Here is a 20,019-nt window from a genome sequence, read left to right as displayed (position 1 = left end):
AACCCCTCGACCTGCACGAGATACTCGCCGCCGGCCGGTCGTCGCGGGGCAACGACTGTATGTCTCCCGGTTGTAGTTCGGATACGTGCATTCCGACGACTCATCGGTCGGTAGGCCGGTCTTCGTTCCCCTGCGCTCAGAGCAGCCGCGCGTCCAGTACGTTGGTCGAGAATGAACTGGTACACCCCCTCTCTCGACGAGGTCTACGACGAGTTGGACACGGGGCCGGAAGGATTGAGCGCACCGACCGCTGACGAACGCCGCGACGCGGTGGGACTCAACGAGATTACCGGTGATCAGGGCCGGGGACCGCTGCGGATTCTCCTCGCGCAGTTCTCCAGTGTGCTCATCTGGGTGTTACTCGTCGCAGCCGCCCTCTCCTTCGCCATCGGACACGTAGTCGACGCCGTCCTCATCGGGATTATTCTGCTTCTGAACGGAGTGTTCGGATTCGTTCAGGAGTACAGGGCGGAGCAGAGCCTCGAAGCGCTCCGCGAGATGTCGACGCCGGAAGTCACGGTCCGCCGGAACGGGACGGAACGAGATGTCGACTCCACAGCGCTCGTCCCCGGCGATATCGTCCTCTTGGAGCAAGGAGACGTAGTCCCCGCCGACGCCCGACTCGTCGAGGCGAACAGTCTCGAAGTCGACGAGGCTGCGCTGACGGGCGAGAGCGTCCCCGTCGAGAAAACGACGGGCCGGGTAGACGCGGGGACGCCGCTCGCCGAACGCGCGAACATGATATACAAGGGGACGAGCGTTACCCGCGGGCGCGCCGTCGCCGTCATCGTTGAGACCGGCATGGAGACCGAAGTCGGTGAAATCGCGACGGCGCTAATCGATGCGGAAGACTCGCGCACCCCGCTCCAGCGTGACCTAGATCGGCTCGGCCGACGCCTCGGAATCGGCGTCGTGGCGCTCTCGGCTCTCGTCGTCGTCTTCCTCCTCCTCAGGGGGCAGGGACTCATCCAAGCAGGATTGACCGCCGTCTCACTGGCAGTAGCGGCCGTTCCCGAGGGACTTCCGGCCGTCGTCACACTGACGCTAGCGCTGGGCGTCCGACGCATGGCCAAGGAGAACGTTCTCGTTCGTACGCTACCGGCAGTCGAAGCTCTCGGCGCGGTCGACGTCATCTGTACGGACAAGACCGGGACGTTGACGGAGGGAAAGATGCGCGTCCGGACCGCGTGGGTGTACGACGAAGAAATACCGGTCGAGGAGACGAGAACGGTCGACGGTACAACCGACAAAGACGGGGCGGAGATATCCAGCGCTACAGAGGGGGTTGAGGACCGCCGTGACCTGTTGTTCGACATCGGTGTCGTCTGCAACGACGCAACCGCCGAAGACGGCGACCCGACCGAGAGAGCGCTCGTCACGGCCGCGGCCGACCGCGGGGTCGACGCCGAGCGTCGTCGCGCGGTTCGCCCAAGGCGAGATGAGATCTCGTTCTCCGCCGAGCGCAAACGCATGGCGACGGTTCACGACGACGTCGTCTACGTGAAAGGGGCTCCGAGCGTCATCCTCGAACGCTCGACGCGCGTCCTCGGACCGGACGGCCCGGTCGAACTGGATGCAGAGCGGCGAACGCGCATCGAAGCACAGACCGAATCGTTCGCGGGGGATGCGCTTCGAGTGCTCGGGTTCGCGTACAAAAATCGGAGCGACGAGAGCGGACCCGAAGAGAATCTGGTGTTCGTCGGACTTCAGGGGCTGCTCGACCCGCCGCGCCGGGAGGTCTTCGACGCTATCGCAGAGACGCACCGGGCGGGAATCGACGTGAAGATGATCACCGGTGACAACGCGATCACGGCGAGAGCGATAGCCTCTCAAGTCGGCATCGGGTCGACCGTGGTGACGGGTCAGGAGATCGAGGAACTCGACGAGCGGACGCTCCGCGAACGTGTCACGGATATCAACGTGTTTGCGCGGGCCGAACCCGCCCACAAAGTCCGGATCCTCGAAGCGCTCCAAGCGAACGGCTCTACGGTGGCGATGACCGGCGACGGCGTCAACGACGCGCCGGCGCTGAAGAACGCCGACGTCGGCATCGCGATGGGCGTTCGCGGTACTGACGTCGCCAAGCAAGCGAGTGATATCGTCCTCCTGAACGACAACTATGCCTCGATCCGCGCCGCGATCAAACGGGGGCGCATCATCTTCGACAACATCTGGAAGTTCGTCGCCTATCTGCTCAGCGCCAACGTCGCGGAGGTGGCCATCGTCTTCGTCGCTTCGCTGTTCGGATACCTCATCCTCCCGGCGGTCCAGTTGCTGTGGATCAATCTACTCACCGACGGCTTGCCCGCGTTGGCTCTCGGGACCGACCCGGGTGGCGACGTGATGGAACGGCGACCCAGAGAGCAGGCGAGCGGAATCGTCGACGCCGAGATGTTGAGTCTCGTCGGGGGAACTGGACTGACCGCGACGATCCTACTACTCGGATTGATGTTCTACACGCTCGACGGTTCGCCGACGGTCACCCCGTACGCCATGACGATGGTGTTTACCGGACTCGTCGTATTCGAGTTCGTCAAACTGTACGTCATCCGATGGACGAAGGGAGCCTCTATACTGACGAACACCTGGCTCACCGCCGCCGTGGCAACGTCGCTGATACTTCAACTCGCCGTCCTCTACGCGCCGCTAAACGAGTATTTCGGGACCGTTCCGCTCGGCATCACCGACTGGGGACTCCTGGCGGTCGTACTCGTCATCGGCGCCCCCGTTCTCGTACTCGTGGGATGGCTCGCCAGGCGCTCCACCCGGCGGTGAACGTTAGAAGTTGCGAACCCCGGCGACCGAGACGGAGACGTCCGGAGTGAGGCGACTGTGAGCGCCGTGGTGCAATCGAGGGGGCACCGCTGATACCGTGTCCCGTCTCAACGTCGAAAGGTGGGAGAACGCCCGGTCTCGAGTACGCCCGCCGTGGACGCCGCCGCGCTCACGGCACCGTCACCGAGAGCACCCAGTCTCGGGGGGTGCGACGTTCGACCGAGAAATCGTCGAACGCTGCGGAATCCCCGTCGGCGAGGTCGGCGAGGAACTCGCGGACCGGGGAGGGGTCGCGGTCGCTGACGAGCGAGAACTCGGCGCCGCCGTCGAGCGACGCGAACCGTTCAGCGACGCGTTCCCGCCGTCGTTCGGGCGGGTCGCCCCGGATGTCGAGCGTCGACGGCGGAATCTCCGGGTCCCACGGCGCCTCCGCCGCATCCGCGACGGCGTCGGTGAGTTCGCCCATCGGACCGCGCGAGTCCCCCGGAACCGGCGTCCGCTGGTACTCGGTCGAGAAGGGGAGTTCGGCCAACAGCGGGGCCGACAGCGTCTCCGCCGGCGATCCGTCGGGGAACAGTTCGTGTTCGTCGCCGCAGGAGGGGCAGTCGAACGAACCCATGTTGACGACGGCGCCGAGCACCGGCACGTCGTTGTCGCGGAACAGTTCGACGCTCCGCGCCGTGTCTTCGAGGCTCGCGGGGAACGGCGTCGTGACGACGACGACGCCGTCGACCGGCACCTCCTGCAACGTGGTGAGAACCGCGTCGCCGGTCCCCGGCGGCAGGTCGAGGACGAGCGTGTCGTCGGCGCGCCAGGCGGTGTCCTCGTACAGTTCGGTCAACGCGTCGTGCGCCATCGCGCCGCGCCACGCGAGGGGCGCGCCGGTCTCCATCAGTCCGACGCTCATCACGTCGAGGTTGGCGTCGCCCCCCGGGGCGACGACCGGAAGCGGACTCCCGTCGTCGGCGGAATGGACCGGCCCGTCGACGTCGAGCATCGTCGGAACGTTCGGACCGTGGATATCGGCGTCGAACAGGCCCGTCGCGCGGTCGGCCGCGAGCGCGCAGGCGAGTCCGGTCGCGACGGTCGACTTCCCGACGCCGCCCTTCGCGCTGGCGACGGCGATGACGGTGTCAAACCCGTGCACGCCCGCGGTCCCGTCGGCGGACGACGGGGCCATCGGTTCGACGTGGGCGTTCTCGACGCCGGGAACGTCCCGGACCGCCCGCAGTATCGCCCGCATCACCTCCTGTGCGCTCTGCGGGTCGAACTCCGCCACGGCCGCTCCGACGGTCACCTCGTCTCCGTTCACGTCGAGGGACTCGATCAACCCGGCCTCGAACACGTTGACGTTCGCCTCCGGGTCTCTGACGGCGCGCAGTGCGGCCTCGACTCGGTCTTCGAGTCCGTCGGCAGCCCGCCGTGTGTCCGTTCGTCGCTCGTCTCGCGGTTCGTCTCTCGATTCCGGTGCGTCGCGGTCGGTCGTTCGCGGTGTCTCGTCGGTCATGGTGGATGCTCAGAGGTCCGGCGTCCGGTTCAGGTCGTCCTCGCCGGGGAGGGTGCGGTCGGTCTCGTCCAGTGCGCCGCTGAACTGGCGGCGGAAGCTCCCCGGGTCGACCGATTCGGCGCGGCCGGCCGTCTCGCGGACGATGTCGCTCTCGTCCTCCTCGGCGAGTCGGTCCAGTCGATTCCGGGCGCGGTCGTCGTCGACGCCGCCGAGGAGGTGGGCCGCCCACTCGCGGACCCGTTCGCTCGGGTCGTCGGTCAGTTCCAACAGGTGCGGCAGAGAGTCCTCGCCGCGGAGTTTGAACAGCGAGATGATGGCGTTCCGGCGAACGGCGTGGTGGTCGTCGGTCAGCGCGGCCGCGAGTCGGTCCTCGTGGGCGCGTCGGTCGAGGCGGTCCAACGCGACGACGGCCTCGGCCCGCACCCACGGGTTCGGGTCGCTCTCGGCCCGCCCGCGCGCCGTCTCCGCGGCGACCGAACCGCCGTGTTTGGCGAGCGATTCGACGGCGAACTGCCGGACTTCGGCGTCGGAGTCGGCCGTCGCGGCCCGGCGCAGTCCGTCGACGACGGCGTCCGAGCGTTCGCGCTCGGCGAGCGCCAGCGCGGCGCGGCGTCGCTCCACGACGCTCTCGTCCCCGAGTGCCGCCAGGAGGTCGGCGACGGCGTCGGACTCGACCGGCTCGGTGTCGCTCGCGCCTAACTCGTCCAGCGACGCCTCGCCGATGGTCACGTCGCGGTCCACCTCGATGTCTTCGAGCCCCGCCGGGTCGTCGCCAAAACCCGGGCTGTTCTCCGGGTGTAGCTGGGGGTCCGGCGGCCCGTCGGTCGCCTCCTCTTCGTCCCTCACGACGCCTCACCCCCCGAAGCGTCGAGCAGCAGTGCGAGGGCGACGACTACGCCGAGCGCACGCGGGACCGTCGCCGGGACGCCGGCGGCGAGCAGTAGTCCGGCCCCGCACGCGCCGTCGAGCCGCCCCCGGCGGAGCGCGGAGACGACGGCGGCGACGCCGCCGCCGACGGCGAGGACGACGAGCGATATCGGCGCGCCGACGACACCGCCGCCGACGAGCAGCGTCGCCCCGGCGACGTAGGGGAGGCCGGTCGCGACGGAGAACGTGCAGACGGCGGCGACGACGCCCGCGAGGAGGCTCGTCCGGTCCGTTCCGAGGAGTACCGGCGCGAGTCCCACGCCGACGAGCGCCGCGTCGGACCCGAGGGGACGGAGCGTCGCGGATGTGACGCCCGCGACGGCCGCCAACGACGCGGTGATACCGACGACGAGCAGGGTGGCGACGACCGGATACCGAAGCCCCGCGACGCCGCTCCGCCGTGCCCGAACGCCGACGGACCCGGCGAGGAGCGCCCCGCCGAAAGCGACGCCGACCGCCGCCGGGTACCACGCGCTCGATGCGGCGAGCGCGAGGAGTCCGAACCCGCCGGCGAAGGCGAGACCGACCCGCGCCGCCGGTTTCTCCGCCGTCGAGGCGAGGAGCAGCGCCGCCAGCGCCGGTCCCGCGGCCGCGAACGGCAGCGCGAGCGCGGCGAGGTTCCCGAGGGACGCTGGCGGCGACCCGGGCGCGTTGTGGACGACGCGGTACAGCACCGTCCCGACGAGGGGAACGAGCGCGAGCGCTCCCGCGAGGGGGCGGACGGGACGCGACGAACCTCCCGAGAGGAAAGCGCGCACCGCGCTCGATCCGTCGTCGAGCGTCTCCGCGACGCGCCGACCGCTCACGGGCCGTCACCCCCCTCGAACCGCTCGGCGAGGGCCGACTGGTCGGCGGCGACGAACCGCGCGAGAAAGTCGGCGAGTTCGCCGTACGGCCCCGTTCCTCTCTCCCCGGCCATCCGCTCCGCGAACCCGTCGGCGACGACGCGGAGGTGTCGGTCGTGGAAGTCGAGCCTCGCCCGGCCGGCGTCCGGGGAGGCGTCCGCCTCGCGCCGCGCGAGGTAGCCCGTGAACTCCAACTGGTAGGGGAGGAAATCGTGGTTGTCGCGGGCCGACTGGTCGACCGTCAGCCCGAAGTACTCGTACGCCCGCGCCAAGTCGAGGTTCACGTCGTTCCACGACGCGTCCGGCCGGTACGCCGACCCGTACAGCGACACCGGCGGTCCCTCGGTATCGAGCGACCCGTCTGTCCGGTCGGCGTACTCGGCGTACCCGACGGTGAACAGGTCGTTGAACCGCGCGCACAGCGTCTCGCGGTCCTCGTCGACGGTCAGGTCCGGGGGCTCGACCGCCAGACCGCAGGCGTCGACCAGTTCGCGGCACGTCTCGTGGACGTCGCCGGCCGCGAGCCTGGCGTACAGCGACTCGTCGGGTTCGTCCAACAGCGTCGCCGAGAGCGCGTAGAGGCCGCCCCGAGCGGCCGCCTCCCGGTCCACCCGTCCCGCGTCGAGGGCGTCGTCGGCGCGCGGAGTCGTCTCGGAGTTCGGAGTCGTCTCGTCGTTCGGTTCGACCGTCGCGTCGTCGTCTGCGTTCGCGTTCATCTCGTTCATCTCAGTTCCTCCGCACCGCCTGTATCGTGACCAGCGTCGTCCCGACGATGGCGAGGCCGGCGATGGTCCACAGGATGGACTCGTACGGCGGTCCCCGCGGGCCGGGTCCGAGCGCGAAGTGGTGCCACTCGCTGACCGCCTTCCGACCCGAGCGCTCCGCGTTCGCGCCGTTCCAGACGGCGAACGCCACGTCGACGTCGCGGTCGACGGCGAGCGTCGTTCGGTTGGCTGCGGCGGTCGAGACGTTCCGCGAGAGGACGACCGTCCACCGACCGTCGTCGTACGCCGTCGACGTCTCGACCGACGCGGACTCGAAGGCGGTGGTCGTGCCGGGCCCGCCCGCGAGGAGTTCCTCCGACTCCCCGCCGGCGTGCCAGTACCAGACGTTCACCGGGTTGCGGGTGCTGCCCATCGAGATGGGCGGTCGGGCGCTGGTGTTCACCGGCACTTGGACCGCCGCCGCGTCGGCGAACTCGCGGGGGCCGGACGCGTTGCGGTCGGCCGTGTCGTCCGCCCACGAGAGGCGGAGGAAAAACCGCTCGTCGGTCCGCACCGACTGCACGCGGACCGTCTCGACGGACGTGTCGCTCGCGTTCGGGAGCCCGCTCGGCGCGCTCGTCAGCGGCACTTCGACGGGCGGCGCCGTGTCCCACGCCTCGCCGGTCGGTCGCTGCGGGTCGTCCGCGACAGACACCGATTCGACGGGAATCTGGTTCGCCGGTCGCGCCGACACCGTCGCGGGGCCGACGACGGCCGCCGCGAGGACGAAACAGGCGGCGACGGCGGCCCACGCGGCGACGGTCCACCCCTTTCGGTCACGCATCAGCCGAACACCTCCGGCGCAGGCGCCGGCGAACTCGACTTCGCTCGCACTGCTCGCATCAGTCGAACACCGGGAGAGCGGATCTCTCCCGAGCTTGACGAGATTTCGCTGTGCTCAATCATCGTCAAACACCTCCAACCGGTACTTCCGCGCCGGGTTCGTGTCGGTGAGCAGATCGAGCAGTTCACTCGACCCGCCGCGGTCCACCTTATCGCGCTCCCGTTCGATGGTGTCGAGGGCGTCGTGGACGCGTTCGCCGAACAGCTTCTCCAAGTAGTTTCGCGGGATGCGCTCTACGTCCACCGTCTCGCCGTCCTCGGAGTGCTGCGGCGGCGCGAACGGGGGGATGTAGTAGACGTTCGGTTGCGTCCGGTACTCGGGGTGAAGCGGGAGGGCCACCTCGTACTCGTTCACGAGCTTGTGAATCGGTCCCTGTTCGTCGTCGAGAAAGCCCACCAACCGGAGTTGCGGCGGGCAGTCCTCGGCGCAGGCCGGCGCGAACGTCTCGCCGTCCGGCCCTTCGCCCTCGATGCGCGGGTAGCAGAAGATGCACTTCTCGGAGGTCTTCTTCGTCGCGTTGTAGTACACCTTCTTGTACGGACAGCCCTCGACGCAGTAGCGGTAGCCGCGACACCGCTCTTGGTCGATGAGGACGATGCCGTCCTCCTCGCGCTTGTAGATGGCCTTTCGCGGGCACGCCTCGACGCAGGAGGGGTGCGTGCAGTGGTTGCAGATGCGCGGGAGGTAGAAGTAATAGGAGTTGGGGTACTCGCCGTCGCCGCGGTCCTCGTCCCAGTTCGGCCCCCACTCGGGGTCCGACTGCGGCCGGAGGGGTTGGTCGCTCCCGTCGTACATCACCTCCCCGTGGTTGAACTCCCACGCGTCGCCGTAATCCTCCTGTGCCGGTATCTCGCCGGGTCGACGCTCGGAGTGCTCGCCCGACTTCCAGCCCCCGCCGGAGTTCTCCCAGTCGCGGGGGTAGCCCTCGCCGGGCCTCGTCTCGACGTTGTTCCAGTACATGTAGTCGCGGCCGCCGCCCTCGGTCCACAGCGACTTGCACGCGACCGTGCACGTCTGACAGCCGATGCACTTGTTCAGGTCCATCACCATCGCCACCTGGTGGTCGACGCCCTCCGCGAGGTCGACGCCGTCGTCGGGCGTCGGCGTCGACGCCCCCGTCTCGGTCCCCGCGTCGGTCTCGCGACCGCTCATCCGCCGTCACCCCCTTTCTTCCGCACGTCGACGCGGACGTCGCTGTTGACCCCGGTCGGCCCCCAGTAGTTGGGGAAGAAGTAGAGGTGTTCGCCGGTGTCCTCGGGGTACTGGACCAACTGGGTCGGCTTCATGTACATCGGCACGAGCGAGTTGAAGTGCGAGTCGGTGGGGAACTGGAACCGCTCCCACGCGAAGTACATCCGCGCCGTTCCGCGCTGACTGCTCGGGTAGAGTTTCGCCTGCAGTTCTACCTCTGCGAGGTCGTTGAACACCTCCACGGCGTCCCCGTCCTCGATGCCGCGTTCGGCGGCGTCCTCGGGGTGGAGGTAGACGACCGGTTCCCCGCGCTGGAGGCGCAGCAGTTTCTCGTTGTCGCGCCACGTCGAGTGGATGGACCACCGGCCGTGCGGCGTGTTGTACTCCATCGGGTAGTCTCCACCCGTCTTCGTCGGCCCCTCCTTGTGCGTCGGCAACTGCTCGCCGAGTTCGAGGAACCAGTCGTGGTCGACGTAGTACTGCTGTCGCCCCGTCACCGTCGGCCACGGGTTCTTCTCCTGCACGAAGTCCTTCCACGGCATGTACGCCTCGCCCTCCTCGATATCGGAGGTCCAGTGGTCGCCCGCTTCGAGCAGTCGCCGCGGCTGTTCGACCGTGTCGGCGAACGTGATTCGCTCGTCCGTTCCCTCGGGATTCGACTCCTCGGAGTGGTCGAGGATGTACTCACACGCCGCGCGGTCCTCGGCCAGCGCCCCTCTCTCGTCGGACGCCCAGTCGCGGACGTAGTCGTCGTGGATCGACCGGAGGTCTATCTCGCGGTCGAACTGACGGTCGGGAATCGGTTCGACGTCTCGGTCGGTCGCCACCTCCTGTATCTTCGCCGCGAGTTCGCGGAATATCTGCCAGTCGGTCTTCGACTCCCCCAGCGGTTCGACCGCGGGCGTGAACGGGTGGACGTAGCTGTGCATGTCCGTCATCGACAGGTCGTGCTTCTCGTAGTGACTCGCCGTCGGCAGGACGATGTCCGAGTACATCGCCGTCGAGTCCATCCGGAAGTTGATGTCCACCACGAGGTCGAGTTTCGGCCACAACTCCTCCTCGACGGCGACGTTCCCCTTCGCCTGGTTGAAGTAGTTGCCGCGCCAGACGAACATCGTCGACGGGTCGGGTCGAGAGCCGTCCTCGCGCTCCGCCGGGTAGACCGGCATCCATCCCCTGTCGATCGACTCCCGTATCTTCGCCGCCGTGTCGGGGTCGGTGTTGTCGAGGATGCCCGCGTGGTAGTACGTCCACAGCGTCGTCGGTACGCCTCGGACCTTCCCGGTCGGGAACGAGAGCGTCTGCCAGCCGTGATGCGTCCAGATCTTCTCCTGGCCGACGTAGTGGTCGAGACCGGTTCCCTGTCTCCCGAGATTGCCCGTCAGCGTGACGAGCAACTGGATGGCGCGGTTGCCGAGGTCGTTGTGGTACCAGTCGTTGACGCCCTTGCCCTGGATGATCTTCGCGCGGTCCACCTCCGCGAACTCGCGGGCGACCCGCTGGTACGTCTCGCGACCGACCCCCGTCATCTCGTGGACCGTCTCCGGGTCGTACCGGGAGAGTTCGTCGCGGAGTTCGTTCCAGACCGTCCGAACCTCGACGCTCCCATCCGTGGTCTGCACCGTCGTCTCGGCGCCGAGTCTGGGATCGAAGTCGAGTTCGATGCTCTTCGAGTAGTCCTTCTGCCCGTCTCGCTCGCCGAGCGACCCCGGCGCCTCGCGGAGGGACCCCTCCGAGTCGAGCATGAGGAGCATCCACTCGGGGCGGTCGGCGTCGGTGTCGACCGACGGCACGTCGCTCGCGCGGAGGAACTTCCCGGTGTCCTGCCGGACGAGAAGCGGCATGTCGGTCTGCTCTTTCAGGTGCGCCTCGTCGTACAGGTCCTCAGAGACGATGGTCTGCGCCATCCCGAGGGCGAGGGCGGTGTCGGCGCCGGGTTCGGGGCTCAACCACTCGTCGGTGTGGATGGCCGTCTGCGAGTAGTCGGTGAACACGCCCACGCGCTTCGTCCCGTTGTACCCCGCTTCGAGGAAGTACTTCGCGTCCGGGATGCGCGTGACGTTGATGTTCGACCCCCACGCGATGATGTAGTCGGCGTTGTACCAGTCGGCGCTCTCGGCGTTGTCCGTCTGCGTTCCCCACGTGATGGGCTGTCCCGGCGGGAGGTCGGAGTACCAGTCGTAGAAGGAGTGGCTGACGCCGCCGAGCAGGTTGATGAGCCGCGACCCGCTGGCGAACGAGACCGGACTCATCGCCGGAATCGGCGTGAAGCCGCTGATGGCGTCGTACCGTCCGGCCTGCACCTCGCCGACGACGTGTTCGGCGATTTCGGTGAGCGCTTCGTCCCACGAGATCCGCTGCCACTTCCCCTCCCCGCGTTCGCCGACGCGCTTCAGCGGGTGTTTGATGCGCTCGTCGGCGTTGACGTAGTCGGTGTAGCACGCCCCTTTCTGACAGCCGCGGGGGTTCGGGTCCGGCACCGATTCGTCGAACCGAGGGTAATCGCCCGCCTGCTCCTCGCGCCACACCTGCCCGTTCTTCACGTAGACGTTCCACGAGCAGCTTCCGGTGCAGTTGACGCTGTGCGTCGACCGGGCGACCGAGTCCCAGTCCCACTCCTCTCGGTAGAGGTCCTCCCACTCCCGATACGGATACTCGCCGATCGGATCGTCGACGGGTCGCAGCCCGTCCATCGAGAACAGCGTCTCGCCCGTCGCCGACGCGCCCCCGATGCCGAGGATGGACGCGAGGCCGACGCCTTCGAGGAATCCGCGCCGGGAGAGGCGGGCCGAGGACGGGTTCCCCGGCGGGTCCCCCACGTCGGGACCGCCCGCTCCTCCGTCGGTTCGTTCGTCCGTCGATGCGTCGGTCGTCCGGTCGCGTGAATCGTTTCGAGTCATTGTCTCTGTAGAACTACCGTCGTCAGTGCGATCGCCGCGCCGAGCAGACCGAGCGCGATTCCGGCGAGCGTGTCGCCGCCCGTTTCGAGACCGACGGCGACGAGAGCCACGCCGATGAGTTTGCTCGCACGGTCGAGGCGTCGGTACGTCCGCGCGGGCAGCGCCACCCCCGCGTTCGCGTTCGCATCCGCGTCCGCGTCGGGGCTTCCGGTGTGCGTCACCGGTCGCTCACCTCCGCGGCGTCCGTCTCCGAGCGGTCGTCGTCGGTCCTCCCGTCGTCGGCGTCGTCGCCGCTGTCGGACGCGTCGCCTCCCGACCCGTCGGCCCCCTCTCCGCCGTCCAGCAGGCGGTACGTGAGATACCCGGAGACCGCCGGAACCGCGACCAGCGCGGCGGTGAGGACCGGGTTGACGACGCCGGTTTCGACGCCGAGGGCCCGCGAGAGCAGGTTGTTCATCCCCGCGATGGAGGCGATCATGATGAACTGGATCGCCGCGACGCCGACTGCGGTCTGCCGCGGTCGGTCGAGCGGGTTGGCGGTGAAGTGGACCGGGTCCGCCCGGTAGTCGACGAACGGCCAGACGGCGACGGCCCCGAAGACGAGCGTCGGGAGCACGATGCCCCCGATGAACTCGGTCGAGACGTGGACGCCCGCGACCGGGACCGTGAAGCTCATCCACGAGGGGAGAAGCTTCAGGAAGCCGTACACCCACATCAGGAACCAGTCTGGCATGATGAGTTCGGGCGTCCCAGCGGGGTTGTTTGGCCCGTACTCGGCGATGTTGTGAACGGGGAGGAACCCGCCCAGCACCGCGAGCGTCGCCAGCGTCAGGAAGAAGACGACGACGCTGACCGCCGCCTGATTCGGGAACGCCGGCAGTCCGACGACGACGCTGTCGTCGTCTCTGTCCACCGTCCCCGCGGCGCCGCCGTCGCCGACCGCGTCGCCGTCGGTAACCCGGTTCGACCGCGGGGGCGACGGGCCGACCACGTCGTCGTCGCGGGGCGCCTCGGTGTGCTTCTGGCGGACCAGTATCGCCATGTGTATCGCCAGCAGGCCGGCGATGGCGACGGGGATGACGAGGACGTGGAGGAAGTACAGCCGCGGGATGGTCGCGCTCGACGGGAACTCGCCGCCGAAGACCACCTTTCCGAGCACGTCGCCGGCGAACGGGACGGACGTGGCCAGGTTGTATCCGATTCCGGTCGCCGTCGCGGCGAACTCGTCGAACGGGAGGGCGTACCCCGTGTACGCCGCGCCCATCGCCAACCCGGCGAGTCCGGTTCCGACGACCCAGTTCGCCTCGCGGGGATTGCGGTACGCCCCCGTGAAGAACACCCGGAGCATGTGCAGTCCGATGGAGGCGACGAAGAGGTGCGCCGCCCAGTGGTGCATCCGCCGGATGAACATGCCGAACGGGATGTCGTAGGTGATGTGGAGCACGCTGGCGAACGCCTCGGGCACCTCCTGCCCTTGGAACGCCGCGACGCTGCCCTCGTACTCCACGTCGCTCGTCGACGGCTCGAAGAACATCCCGAGGAACATCCCCGTCAGGGCGAGCACCACGAAGCAGAACAGCGCCACCTCGCCGAGGAGGAACGAATCCTCGGCGGGGAACGCCTTCCCGAGGAACGACCGGCCGCCGTCGAGGTCGAACCGGCGGTCGAGCCAGTCGTACGCGCGGCGGCCGGCGTCGTCCGCTCGGTCCGCCAGTCGGTCGGCGCGGGACATCACTCGCCCCCCGGGCCGATGGGCCCCTCGAAGTCGCCCGTCGCCATGAGATATCCGTCGCTGGAGAGCGTGACGGGGAGTTGCGGGAGCGCCCGCGGCGGCGGCCCCCCGACGACGCTCGCCCCGTCGACGGGGTCGAACTTCCCGAAGTGGCACGGGCAGACGAGTATCTCGCCCTCCTCGTTCGACACCATGCACCCGGCGTGCGTGCACACTTTCGAGTACGCGGCGTAGCCGCCGACGGTGTACTCTAAGTTCGTCGCGCCGGCGTACGCGTCTTCGGGGCGCCTGACGAGCAGCGTCGGCGCCTTCGCGATTCCCGGACGGGGTTCGGGAAAGACGGTCGTCTTCTCACCCTTCGCCAGCGCGGACTCGGCGACGCGTTCGCCCTCGCCGTCGACGAGGTAGACGCCGTCCGAGTAGACGGGACCGGTGTAGGACCGCTCGAACACGCGCGTCAGTCCAGCCAACGGCGCGGCGAGGCTCCCGACGGCCGTCAGTCCGCCGACGGTCGCGAGGAGTTTCGCGTAGTCCCGACGCGCCATCGCCCCCCGGTCGTCGGAGAAGATGCTCGGATGGTGCGGTTCCCCGCCGCCCGGGCACTCCGAACAGTGGCCGTCGCAGTCGTCGGTGTCGTCGTCCCGACGCCCGCCGGCCGCTCGGGGCTCTCGCGTCATCCGTGGTCCCTCCGTTCGGCGACTTCGACGTGCGGCAGGAACCACGCGTAGTAGGCGACTGTGAGCAGCGCCAGCGAGACGAACATCCCGGCCGCGTAGACGCCGAAGTACTGGGTGCGGGCGAGCGTGAGGTACTCGCCGGTGAACAGCGCGGCAAAGACGATGGCGAGGACGGTCAGTCCGCCCATCGCCACGATTCCCTCCGCCGCGTCCGACGCGTCGTGGTACTCGACGACCCACCGGTCGTCGGTCCGGAACCACGGCAACCCGACCGTGCCGCCGTCGGCAACGACGGTGTCTTCGGCATCGCTCGGGCCGTCCGGCCGCACCGCCGAGTCCATGAACCGGTGGACCGCGGTGAGGATACCGAGGAGACCGAACAGCGCCACCCAGACGATGACGCCGACCTGACTCGGGGCGAGTTTGTTCGGCGTGTTGACGAGTTCCTGCAGCGGTCGCATCTCCGTCACGCTCCGGTCGATCTCCACCTCCTCGCTCGGCGGTTCGCCGTGCAGGGCGACGAACCACATCGGCAGCAGCACGGCCACGAGGAGGAGGACGACGATGGCCGTCTCACGCCGCACGGCATCTCCCCCCGAACCCGGTGTAGACGCCGGTAGCCCCCGCGGCGTTCGCCGGTCTCTCCGACCCCCGCCGGGTCCCTTCGCTCCGCTTGCGCCCTCGGCGGCCCCTCGCTCGCCGACGCTTGCGAGGAGCCGGTCCCGTCGGGCGCTGATCTCTGTGAGTGATCACTGTCCCGTATTCGAGTTTCGCCCCGGGGCGGGTATTCGGGACACCACAGAATGAGGGGGGTTTATGTGGGGGCGCGAACCTGCGGCGTTCGATTCCGGGACGGAACGACGGACGGCGACCGGATCACCCGCCGGCGGCGACGGACGACTCGCTCGTTCGCCTGTTCGTCGCCCGCGACGTGCGCCGTCTCCGAGAGACCGCCGCCGCCCGCCGAGAGCGGTTCCCGAGCGTCTCGCTGCGCCCCGGTCGAAACGTCTCGGCTCCTGAACCCGCCGAGCAACGACCGGCGGAGGTGTCGGTATCGCTCGGTGAATATTTCAGCACCCATAGGATACGGGGTCGGCAGTCAGGGGCCTCCACCCGGAATTTACCCCCGGAGAGAGCCGTGCCCCGACAGTTCACCTTCGACTGCCCCGAGTGCGACGCCGTCGTCGCCGTCGGCGGGGAGATTCGCACCGAGATACTCGCGAACGGGTGCGTCCTCTGCGCGGTCTCGGTGGACGCCGACGCGTTCTCCCCGGCGCCGAGAGACGCCGAGTAGCCGGCGCCGATGGCGCCGTCGCCGCGACCGGGAGCGGTCGCGAGCGCCGCCGGGCGGAGCGCGTCAGAACGGCGAATCGGGTCCCGCGTCCGGTTCGCCGCCGGTAGCGGGTCGCGTCGCGAGCGATTCGGCACGTCCCCCACCGGCGTTCGCGAGGTCGCCGGTCTCCCGGTACTCGTCTTCGACCGCCGCCAGTCGCTCGTTTATCGACTCGGCGTCGTGGTGCATCGGGTGGAGTCGGACCCGGACGAGGTCGTATCCGTGGCGGTCCGAGAGGCCGTTCCACGCCCGGAACGAACCGAGTGTGAGCGTCCCGCTCTGGGGGCAGAAGGCCGTCGTCGGCGTGAACTCGGCCCGGAGTATCGGACCGTCCGAACCCTCCCCCGACTGTTCCGCGTAGCGGTAGCCCGCGTCCGGGTGTCGCGCGTCGAGGTTGAGTCGCGCGAGGTTGTACCCGAACGTCGCGTCGTAGACGGACCGCTCCTCGAAGATATCGCGGGTCACCTCGTGGAACGCGACGTGCGCCTCGCCCGCGAGCACGTCGGAGTCGCGCAGAAACGGTCCGGGGTCCGGGAGGTGCTCGGGGACGAACTCGTCGCGCCCGTCGAACAGTTCGTCGTCGTCGCCGCCGAACGGGGAGGGGAAACCCACCATACCGAGTCGTTCGCTCCGGCGGTCGGTAGGTGCGACGCCGAACACGTTCGCCCAACGCGCCGTCACTCGGGGCGGGCGTGCTTCGGGAGCGACGCGACGAACTCGGTCGGACCGCGCCGTTCCATCTCGTAGCCGTCGGCGTCGAACGAGTCGACTTCCGCCCGCATCTCGTAGAACAGCGGTTTCGGGTCGTGGTCGTTGACGAGTTCGAGCGTCTCGCCGCTCTCCAACGCCGCGAACGCGTCGCGTATCTTCGGATGTCGTTCGGCCGGCGGAACGTCTCTCAGATCGAGCGTGGTTGCTGCCATACGGTGAGTACGTCTCCGCTCGGCGAGGAAGCGTTTCCCCCGAACCCGTTCGGCCGCGGGCGTTTCCGAGGCTGTCCCCCTGTCAGAATTCTCGACTTCGAGCGGGGAGGGGCGTCTCGCCGTCGTTCACCCCTCGTCCGCCGTCGGAGCAAGCACGACGAGGGCCGTGCTCGCCTCGTTCGCGAGCGGCGCAATCTCGCGGTCGCCGTCGAATCGGACGATATCGCCGCGTCCGAGCGAGTGCGTCTCGTCGTCGAGACCGAGTTCGATCGACCCGTCGAGCACGTACAGCACGACGCTCCGGCCGGGATGGCGGTGCGGCGCGACCCCCTCGCCCGCGTCGAGCGTCAGCCGCACCGTCTTCGGCTCCGATTCGGGGAACACGTTCGCGTGCGGCGTCCCGTCGAGATCCGGGAGGTGCGCTCGTTCCGTCACCGTCCTCGCCCCCCCGTCGACGCGGACGCGTCCGGCCGGTTCGTACTCGGAGAACCGCTCGATTCCGTCGGTCGCCGTCTCTGAGGCTCCATCACCTCGACGTTCGTCCGAGCGGGAGTCAGGGTTCGCCCGAACGTGTTCGGACGTAGAGCGAGGGGGATGGCGCCCTTCGCCTCCCGCATGGCCGCGATTCCCTCGTCCATCGAAGTCGACAGCCAGCCGCCGATGGCCGTCCCGCTCGGACACTTCGTCGTCGGGCTCTGCTTCCTGCTCGGCGGCGGCCTCGTCGGCGTGCTCGGCTCGCTCGGCGCGCTCCCCGGGCAACGGGAGTTGGCGCACGTCCACCTCCTCTTGGTCGGGTGGGTGTGCGTCACCATCATGGGCGCGATGACGCAGTTCGTCCCCGTCTGGTCGGGGACGGCGCTCCACTCCGAGCGGTTATCGAGACTCCAACTCCTGCTCGTCGCACCGGGACTGCTCGGGTTCGTCATCTGCCTGCTCGGCGGATTCTACGGGTGGCTTTCGCCGTTCGGCGGCCTGCTGCTGCTCGGCTTCTGGCTGTTCGTCTACAACGTCGGCCGGACGCTCCTCGCCGCCCGCCCGTGGGACGTGACGGAGCGGCATTTCGCCCTCGCGCTCGGGTACCTCGCCGTCGTGACCGCGTTCGGATTGACGCTCGCCGTCGGCTTCACGCGGCCGGTGCTCGGCGGAATCCCGATCACCCGGTCCGGACTCCACGCCGCGCACGCGACGCTGGCGGTGTTCGGCGTCGTCCTGACGACGGTGTTCGGGGCGCTGTACCAACTCGGAACGATGTTCACGCAGTCGGATCTCCGCGGCGTCGACTTCCCGCTCAGACGGGTCGAGGAGGTCGGGTACCCCGTCGGCGTCGTCGCGTTGGCGCTCGGTCGACTGTTCGACGCCCCGTCCGTCGGCCGCCTCGGCGCGCTGTTGGTCGTCGCGGGCGTGGTCGCGTTCGGCGTCGTCCTCGCCCGCCGACTCGTCGGCGCGACCGTCGAGTGGACGCCGATGCTCTCCCGGTACGCCGTCGCCGCCGCCGCGATGCTCGCGTGGGCGGCGCTGACGGCCCCCGTCTGGGTCGCGGACCCCCTCTCGCCGGCGGCGCTGTTCGGCGCGCCGTCGTCCACCTATCTCCTGCTGTTCGGCGTCGTCGGCTTCGTCGTCTTCGGGACGCTGTACCACGTCGTGCCGTTCATCGTCTGGGTGCACCGGTACAGCGACCTGCTCGGTCTCGGTGACGTCCCCGCTATCGACGACCTCTACGACGACCGGCTCGCGGCGGTGGACTTCGCGGCGCTTCTCGGCGGGTTCGCGGTGCTCGGCCTCACCGAGTTCGTCGCGCTCCCGCGACTCGCGTCGTCGTTCGGCGGGACACTCGCCCTCCTCGGGTTCGTCGTCTTCGTCGCGAACCTGCTGTCGGTGATCCGAACCCACGGTTCGGCGTCGCTGTTCGCGGTGCTGCTCCCGGAGGCGGCCAGAGGGACCGGCGGCGAGGAGCGGTCGGACGGCGCCGTCGAACGGGAGTCGACGGAGTAAGCGCGCGTCTCCGTCACCGAAGCGCTCGGTAGTCGTGAGTGAGCGGCGCTCTCCCGGAGTATCGTCAGGCCCGGACTTCGAGACGGACGGCGAACGTGTTCCGCCGAGCGCTCGTCTGCTCCGCGGTCACGTCTCCTCGCCCGCTTCGGACCACGGGTCCGACGGGCGGTCTGCTGGCGACCGCTCCCAGCGGTCGACGACCGCGTTCACTGATCGGGTCTCATCGAGACCGATCCGGACCTCCCCGAACGCGAGGACGAAGCGCGCGACGTGCCGCCCGTCGGCTCTCGGTCTCGCTCGCCTGTCGAGGAGGCCGGTCTCGGTGAGGAGGGCGAGTTTCTTGTAGGTCGTCGAGAGCGGGATATCGCACGCGTCGGAGATTTCGGTCGCCGTCATCGGTCCGTCGATTCGTTCGATGATGGTTCGACAGTCGGGGTCGTCGAGCGCGTCCAACACGCCCTGGGTGTCCGGTGCGTCGGGTGCGAATGAATCTGGCATGGCTATTCAGGTGAAGTGCGATGGCGTGGTCGTCCGAGCGATACTGAGGCGGCGCGTCCGACAGATTCGAAGCCTCAGGGGAGCGACGACTCGGATCCCGTCTCCTCCAGTTCCGCTAAGAATCGCTTCATAACCGTCTCCTCGGCGCGGTGGAGCGTCTCGCTGCACGTCGACTTCGCCAGGTCGACTCGGTCTGCGAGTTCGGTGAGCGAGCACTTGCGGGGCGTGTCGTAGTAGCCGTTCTCGACGGCGGCGCGCACGAGCCGAAGCTGTCGATCGGTCAGCAGTTGCTCGGGTTCGATCTCCTGTCTGATCTCGTTGACCGTGAACGGGATGCCGAACTCGTCCAACTGCGTGCCGAGTTCCGAGAGACGACGCTGCGGGGCCGTGAGTTCCCACTCCGCCCGCCCGTTTCGGATGGTGAACGGCATCGTCAACGGGACGCCCGAGTCCTGCACGGGGAACAGCAGCAGCGGCATCGTCGTCTCGAACTGGACGAGCACCGTGTCCTCGTACCGCTGGAGGACGTCGAGTTCGACTACCGAGTCGCTGCCTCGCACGTCGGCGACGATATCCTCCAGGTCGGCCGCGGTGATCTCCGCGAGCCCCACCCCGGCGTCGTCGCCGGTGAGCGCCGCCAGTATCCGCACGCCGGCGTCGGGATGCGCCCGCGTCACGTCGCCGATCCAGACGCCCTCGGGAATCGTCAGGGTGAGGTTCGCTCGTGGCATCGGTTTCGGTAGAACGTATTCGGCCCCGCGACTGAATAGTTCTCCCGAACATGTTCGTCAGTCGGGTTCGCGGGGGGAACGGCGAACACCATCGGCAGAACGGGTATGGGAACCCGGCGGAAAGGCGTGGTCCATGGAGTCCGAACGAAGCGGCGGCGAGACGCGCGAACTGGACGTTCGAACGATGGACGGCGAACCGTTCGGCGAGATTACGACCGCGCTCGACGCCCTCGGCGAGGACGAGCGTCTCGTCCTCGTCAACGGCTTCGAGCCGAAACCGCTCTACGGCGTCCTCGAACGCCGGGGGTTCGCCTACGAGGCGACCCGCGAGGCCCCCGACGAGTGGCGCGTGTCGATAACGCGCGCGTAGGCCGAGTCGC

At 68.7% G+C, this 20,019-nt stretch carries 21 protein-coding genes; 4 read left to right on the top strand and 17 right to left on the bottom strand.

The genetic code is table 11. The features are described from left to right. Nucleotides 1-171: 171 nt before the first annotated feature. Entirely contained in the window at nt 172-2,775 is a 2,604-nt protein-coding gene (locus C474_RS06970) for a cation-translocating P-type ATPase (RefSeq protein ID WP_008385274.1), read from the top strand. A 169-nt stretch (nt 2,776-2,944) separates the two neighbouring features. Here the strand turns inward: C474_RS06970 and C474_RS06965 are convergent, their stop codons facing one another. The 12 genes from C474_RS06965 to C474_RS06910 form a co-directional block, all read right to left on the bottom strand. Then, nucleotides 2,945-4,282: a P-loop NTPase gene (locus tag C474_RS06965; protein WP_008385272.1), complete on the bottom strand. Its 1,338-nt coding sequence runs from the start codon at nt 4,280-4,282 to the stop codon at nt 2,945-2,947. A gap of 9 nt (nt 4,283-4,291) precedes the next feature. Beyond that, the gene (locus C474_RS06960) at nt 4,292-5,128 is read right to left on the bottom strand and encodes a HEAT repeat domain-containing protein (RefSeq protein ID WP_008385270.1); all 837 of its coding nucleotides are present in this window, start codon (nt 5,126-5,128) and stop codon (nt 4,292-4,294) included. Continuing rightward, nucleotides 5,125-6,015 carry a hypothetical protein gene (locus C474_RS06955; RefSeq protein ID WP_008385268.1) on the bottom strand — a complete coding sequence of 297 codons (891 nt, stop codon included), beginning with the start codon at nt 6,013-6,015 and terminating at the stop codon, nt 5,125-5,127. The genes C474_RS06960 and C474_RS06955 overlap by 4 nt, the downstream gene beginning before the upstream one ends. Next, a complete protein-coding gene (locus C474_RS06950; protein WP_008385267.1) occupies nt 6,012-6,779 on the bottom strand; it encodes a molecular chaperone TorD family protein in 768 nt (255 codons plus the stop codon). Before C474_RS06950 ends, C474_RS06955 begins: the two co-directional genes overlap by 4 nt. A gap of 1 nt (nt 6,780) precedes the next feature. Continuing rightward, nucleotides 6,781-7,602: an ethylbenzene dehydrogenase-related protein gene (locus C474_RS06945; RefSeq protein WP_008385265.1), complete on the bottom strand. Its 822-nt coding sequence runs from the start codon at nt 7,600-7,602 to the stop codon at nt 6,781-6,783. 114 nt (nt 7,603-7,716) lie between these two features. Beyond that, nucleotides 7,717-8,814 (bottom strand): nitrate reductase subunit beta, encoded by a 1,098-nt coding sequence (gene narH / locus C474_RS06940; RefSeq protein ID WP_008385263.1) that lies wholly within the window; start codon nt 8,812-8,814, stop codon nt 7,717-7,719. Next, nucleotides 8,811-11,753: a nitrate reductase subunit alpha gene (locus tag C474_RS06935; RefSeq protein WP_008385261.1), complete on the bottom strand. Its 2,943-nt coding sequence runs from the start codon at nt 11,751-11,753 to the stop codon at nt 8,811-8,813. Before C474_RS06935 ends, narH begins: the two co-directional genes overlap by 4 nt. After that, nucleotides 11,750-11,974 (bottom strand): hypothetical protein, encoded by a 225-nt coding sequence (locus C474_RS06930; RefSeq protein WP_008385259.1) that lies wholly within the window; start codon nt 11,972-11,974, stop codon nt 11,750-11,752. The genes C474_RS06935 and C474_RS06930 overlap by 4 nt, the downstream gene beginning before the upstream one ends. Continuing rightward, nucleotides 11,971-13,485 carry a cytochrome b gene (locus C474_RS06925; RefSeq protein WP_008385258.1) on the bottom strand — a complete coding sequence of 505 codons (1,515 nt, stop codon included), beginning with the start codon at nt 13,483-13,485 and terminating at the stop codon, nt 11,971-11,973. Before C474_RS06925 ends, C474_RS06930 begins: the two co-directional genes overlap by 4 nt. Beyond that, the gene (locus tag C474_RS06920) at nt 13,485-14,162 is read right to left on the bottom strand and encodes a QcrA and Rieske domain-containing protein (RefSeq protein ID WP_008385256.1); all 678 of its coding nucleotides are present in this window, start codon (nt 14,160-14,162) and stop codon (nt 13,485-13,487) included. Before C474_RS06920 ends, C474_RS06925 begins: the two co-directional genes overlap by 1 nt. Then, nucleotides 14,159-14,746 carry a hypothetical protein gene (locus C474_RS06915; RefSeq protein ID WP_008385254.1) on the bottom strand — a complete coding sequence of 196 codons (588 nt, stop codon included), beginning with the start codon at nt 14,744-14,746 and terminating at the stop codon, nt 14,159-14,161. The genes C474_RS06920 and C474_RS06915 overlap by 4 nt, the downstream gene beginning before the upstream one ends. Before the next feature lie 230 nt (nt 14,747-14,976). Further along, nucleotides 14,977-15,243 (bottom strand): hypothetical protein, encoded by a 267-nt coding sequence (locus C474_RS06910; protein WP_008385252.1) that lies wholly within the window; start codon nt 15,241-15,243, stop codon nt 14,977-14,979. Between the two features lie 57 nt (nt 15,244-15,300). Between C474_RS06910 and C474_RS22545 the strand changes: the two genes are divergently transcribed. Beyond that, nucleotides 15,301-15,456 carry a DUF7560 family zinc ribbon protein gene (locus C474_RS22545; RefSeq protein ID WP_008385250.1) on the top strand — a complete coding sequence of 52 codons (156 nt, stop codon included), beginning with the start codon at nt 15,301-15,303 and terminating at the stop codon, nt 15,454-15,456. Between the two features lie 63 nt (nt 15,457-15,519). Here the strand turns inward: C474_RS22545 and C474_RS06905 are convergent, their stop codons facing one another. The 3 genes from C474_RS06905 to C474_RS06895 form a co-directional block, all read right to left on the bottom strand. Next, nucleotides 15,520-16,110: a hypothetical protein gene (locus C474_RS06905; RefSeq protein WP_049916812.1), complete on the bottom strand. Its 591-nt coding sequence runs from the start codon at nt 16,108-16,110 to the stop codon at nt 15,520-15,522. Between the two features lie 62 nt (nt 16,111-16,172). Continuing rightward, nucleotides 16,173-16,418, bottom strand: coding sequence for a DUF2249 domain-containing protein (locus C474_RS06900; protein WP_008385247.1), 246 nt, complete (start codon nt 16,416-16,418; stop codon nt 16,173-16,175). Between the two features lie 126 nt (nt 16,419-16,544). Next, nucleotides 16,545-16,853, bottom strand: a complete 309-nt coding sequence (locus C474_RS06895; protein WP_008385245.1) for a cupin domain-containing protein — start codon at nt 16,851-16,853, stop codon at nt 16,545-16,547. Nucleotides 16,854-17,012: 159 nt separating this feature from the next. Here C474_RS06895 and C474_RS06890 point away from each other — a divergent pair, with 159 nt between their 5' ends. Next, nucleotides 17,013-18,410 carry a hypothetical protein gene (locus C474_RS06890; RefSeq protein WP_008385243.1) on the top strand — a complete coding sequence of 466 codons (1,398 nt, stop codon included), beginning with the start codon at nt 17,013-17,015 and terminating at the stop codon, nt 18,408-18,410. Between the two features lie 126 nt (nt 18,411-18,536). On the opposite strand, the gene C474_RS06885 is transcribed toward C474_RS06890, so the two are convergent. Together C474_RS06885 and C474_RS06880 are read right to left on the bottom strand one after the other, a co-directional pair. Further along, a complete protein-coding gene (locus tag C474_RS06885) occupies nt 18,537-18,908 on the bottom strand; it encodes a winged helix-turn-helix domain-containing protein (RefSeq protein ID WP_049916789.1) in 372 nt (123 codons plus the stop codon). A 74-nt stretch (nt 18,909-18,982) separates the two neighbouring features. Next, complete coding sequence (locus tag C474_RS06880) at nt 18,983-19,639, bottom strand: helix-turn-helix domain-containing protein (RefSeq protein ID WP_008385240.1); 657 nt, start codon at nt 19,637-19,639, stop codon at nt 18,983-18,985. 133 nt (nt 19,640-19,772) lie between these two features. On the opposite strand from C474_RS06880, the gene C474_RS06875 reads away from it, so the two are divergent. Then, nucleotides 19,773-20,009: a DUF2249 domain-containing protein gene (locus C474_RS06875; protein ID WP_008385238.1), complete on the top strand. Its 237-nt coding sequence runs from the start codon at nt 19,773-19,775 to the stop codon at nt 20,007-20,009. The last annotated feature ends 10 nt before the right edge of the window (nt 20,010-20,019 follow it).

This window comes from Halogeometricum pallidum JCM 14848, assembly GCF_000337095.1.
Classification (GTDB): Archaea; Halobacteriota; Halobacteria; order Halobacteriales; family Haloferacaceae; genus Halogeometricum; species Halogeometricum pallidum.
Note: the sequence above shows the minus strand (reverse complement) of the source record. Positions and strands in the feature narration are given on the sequence as shown.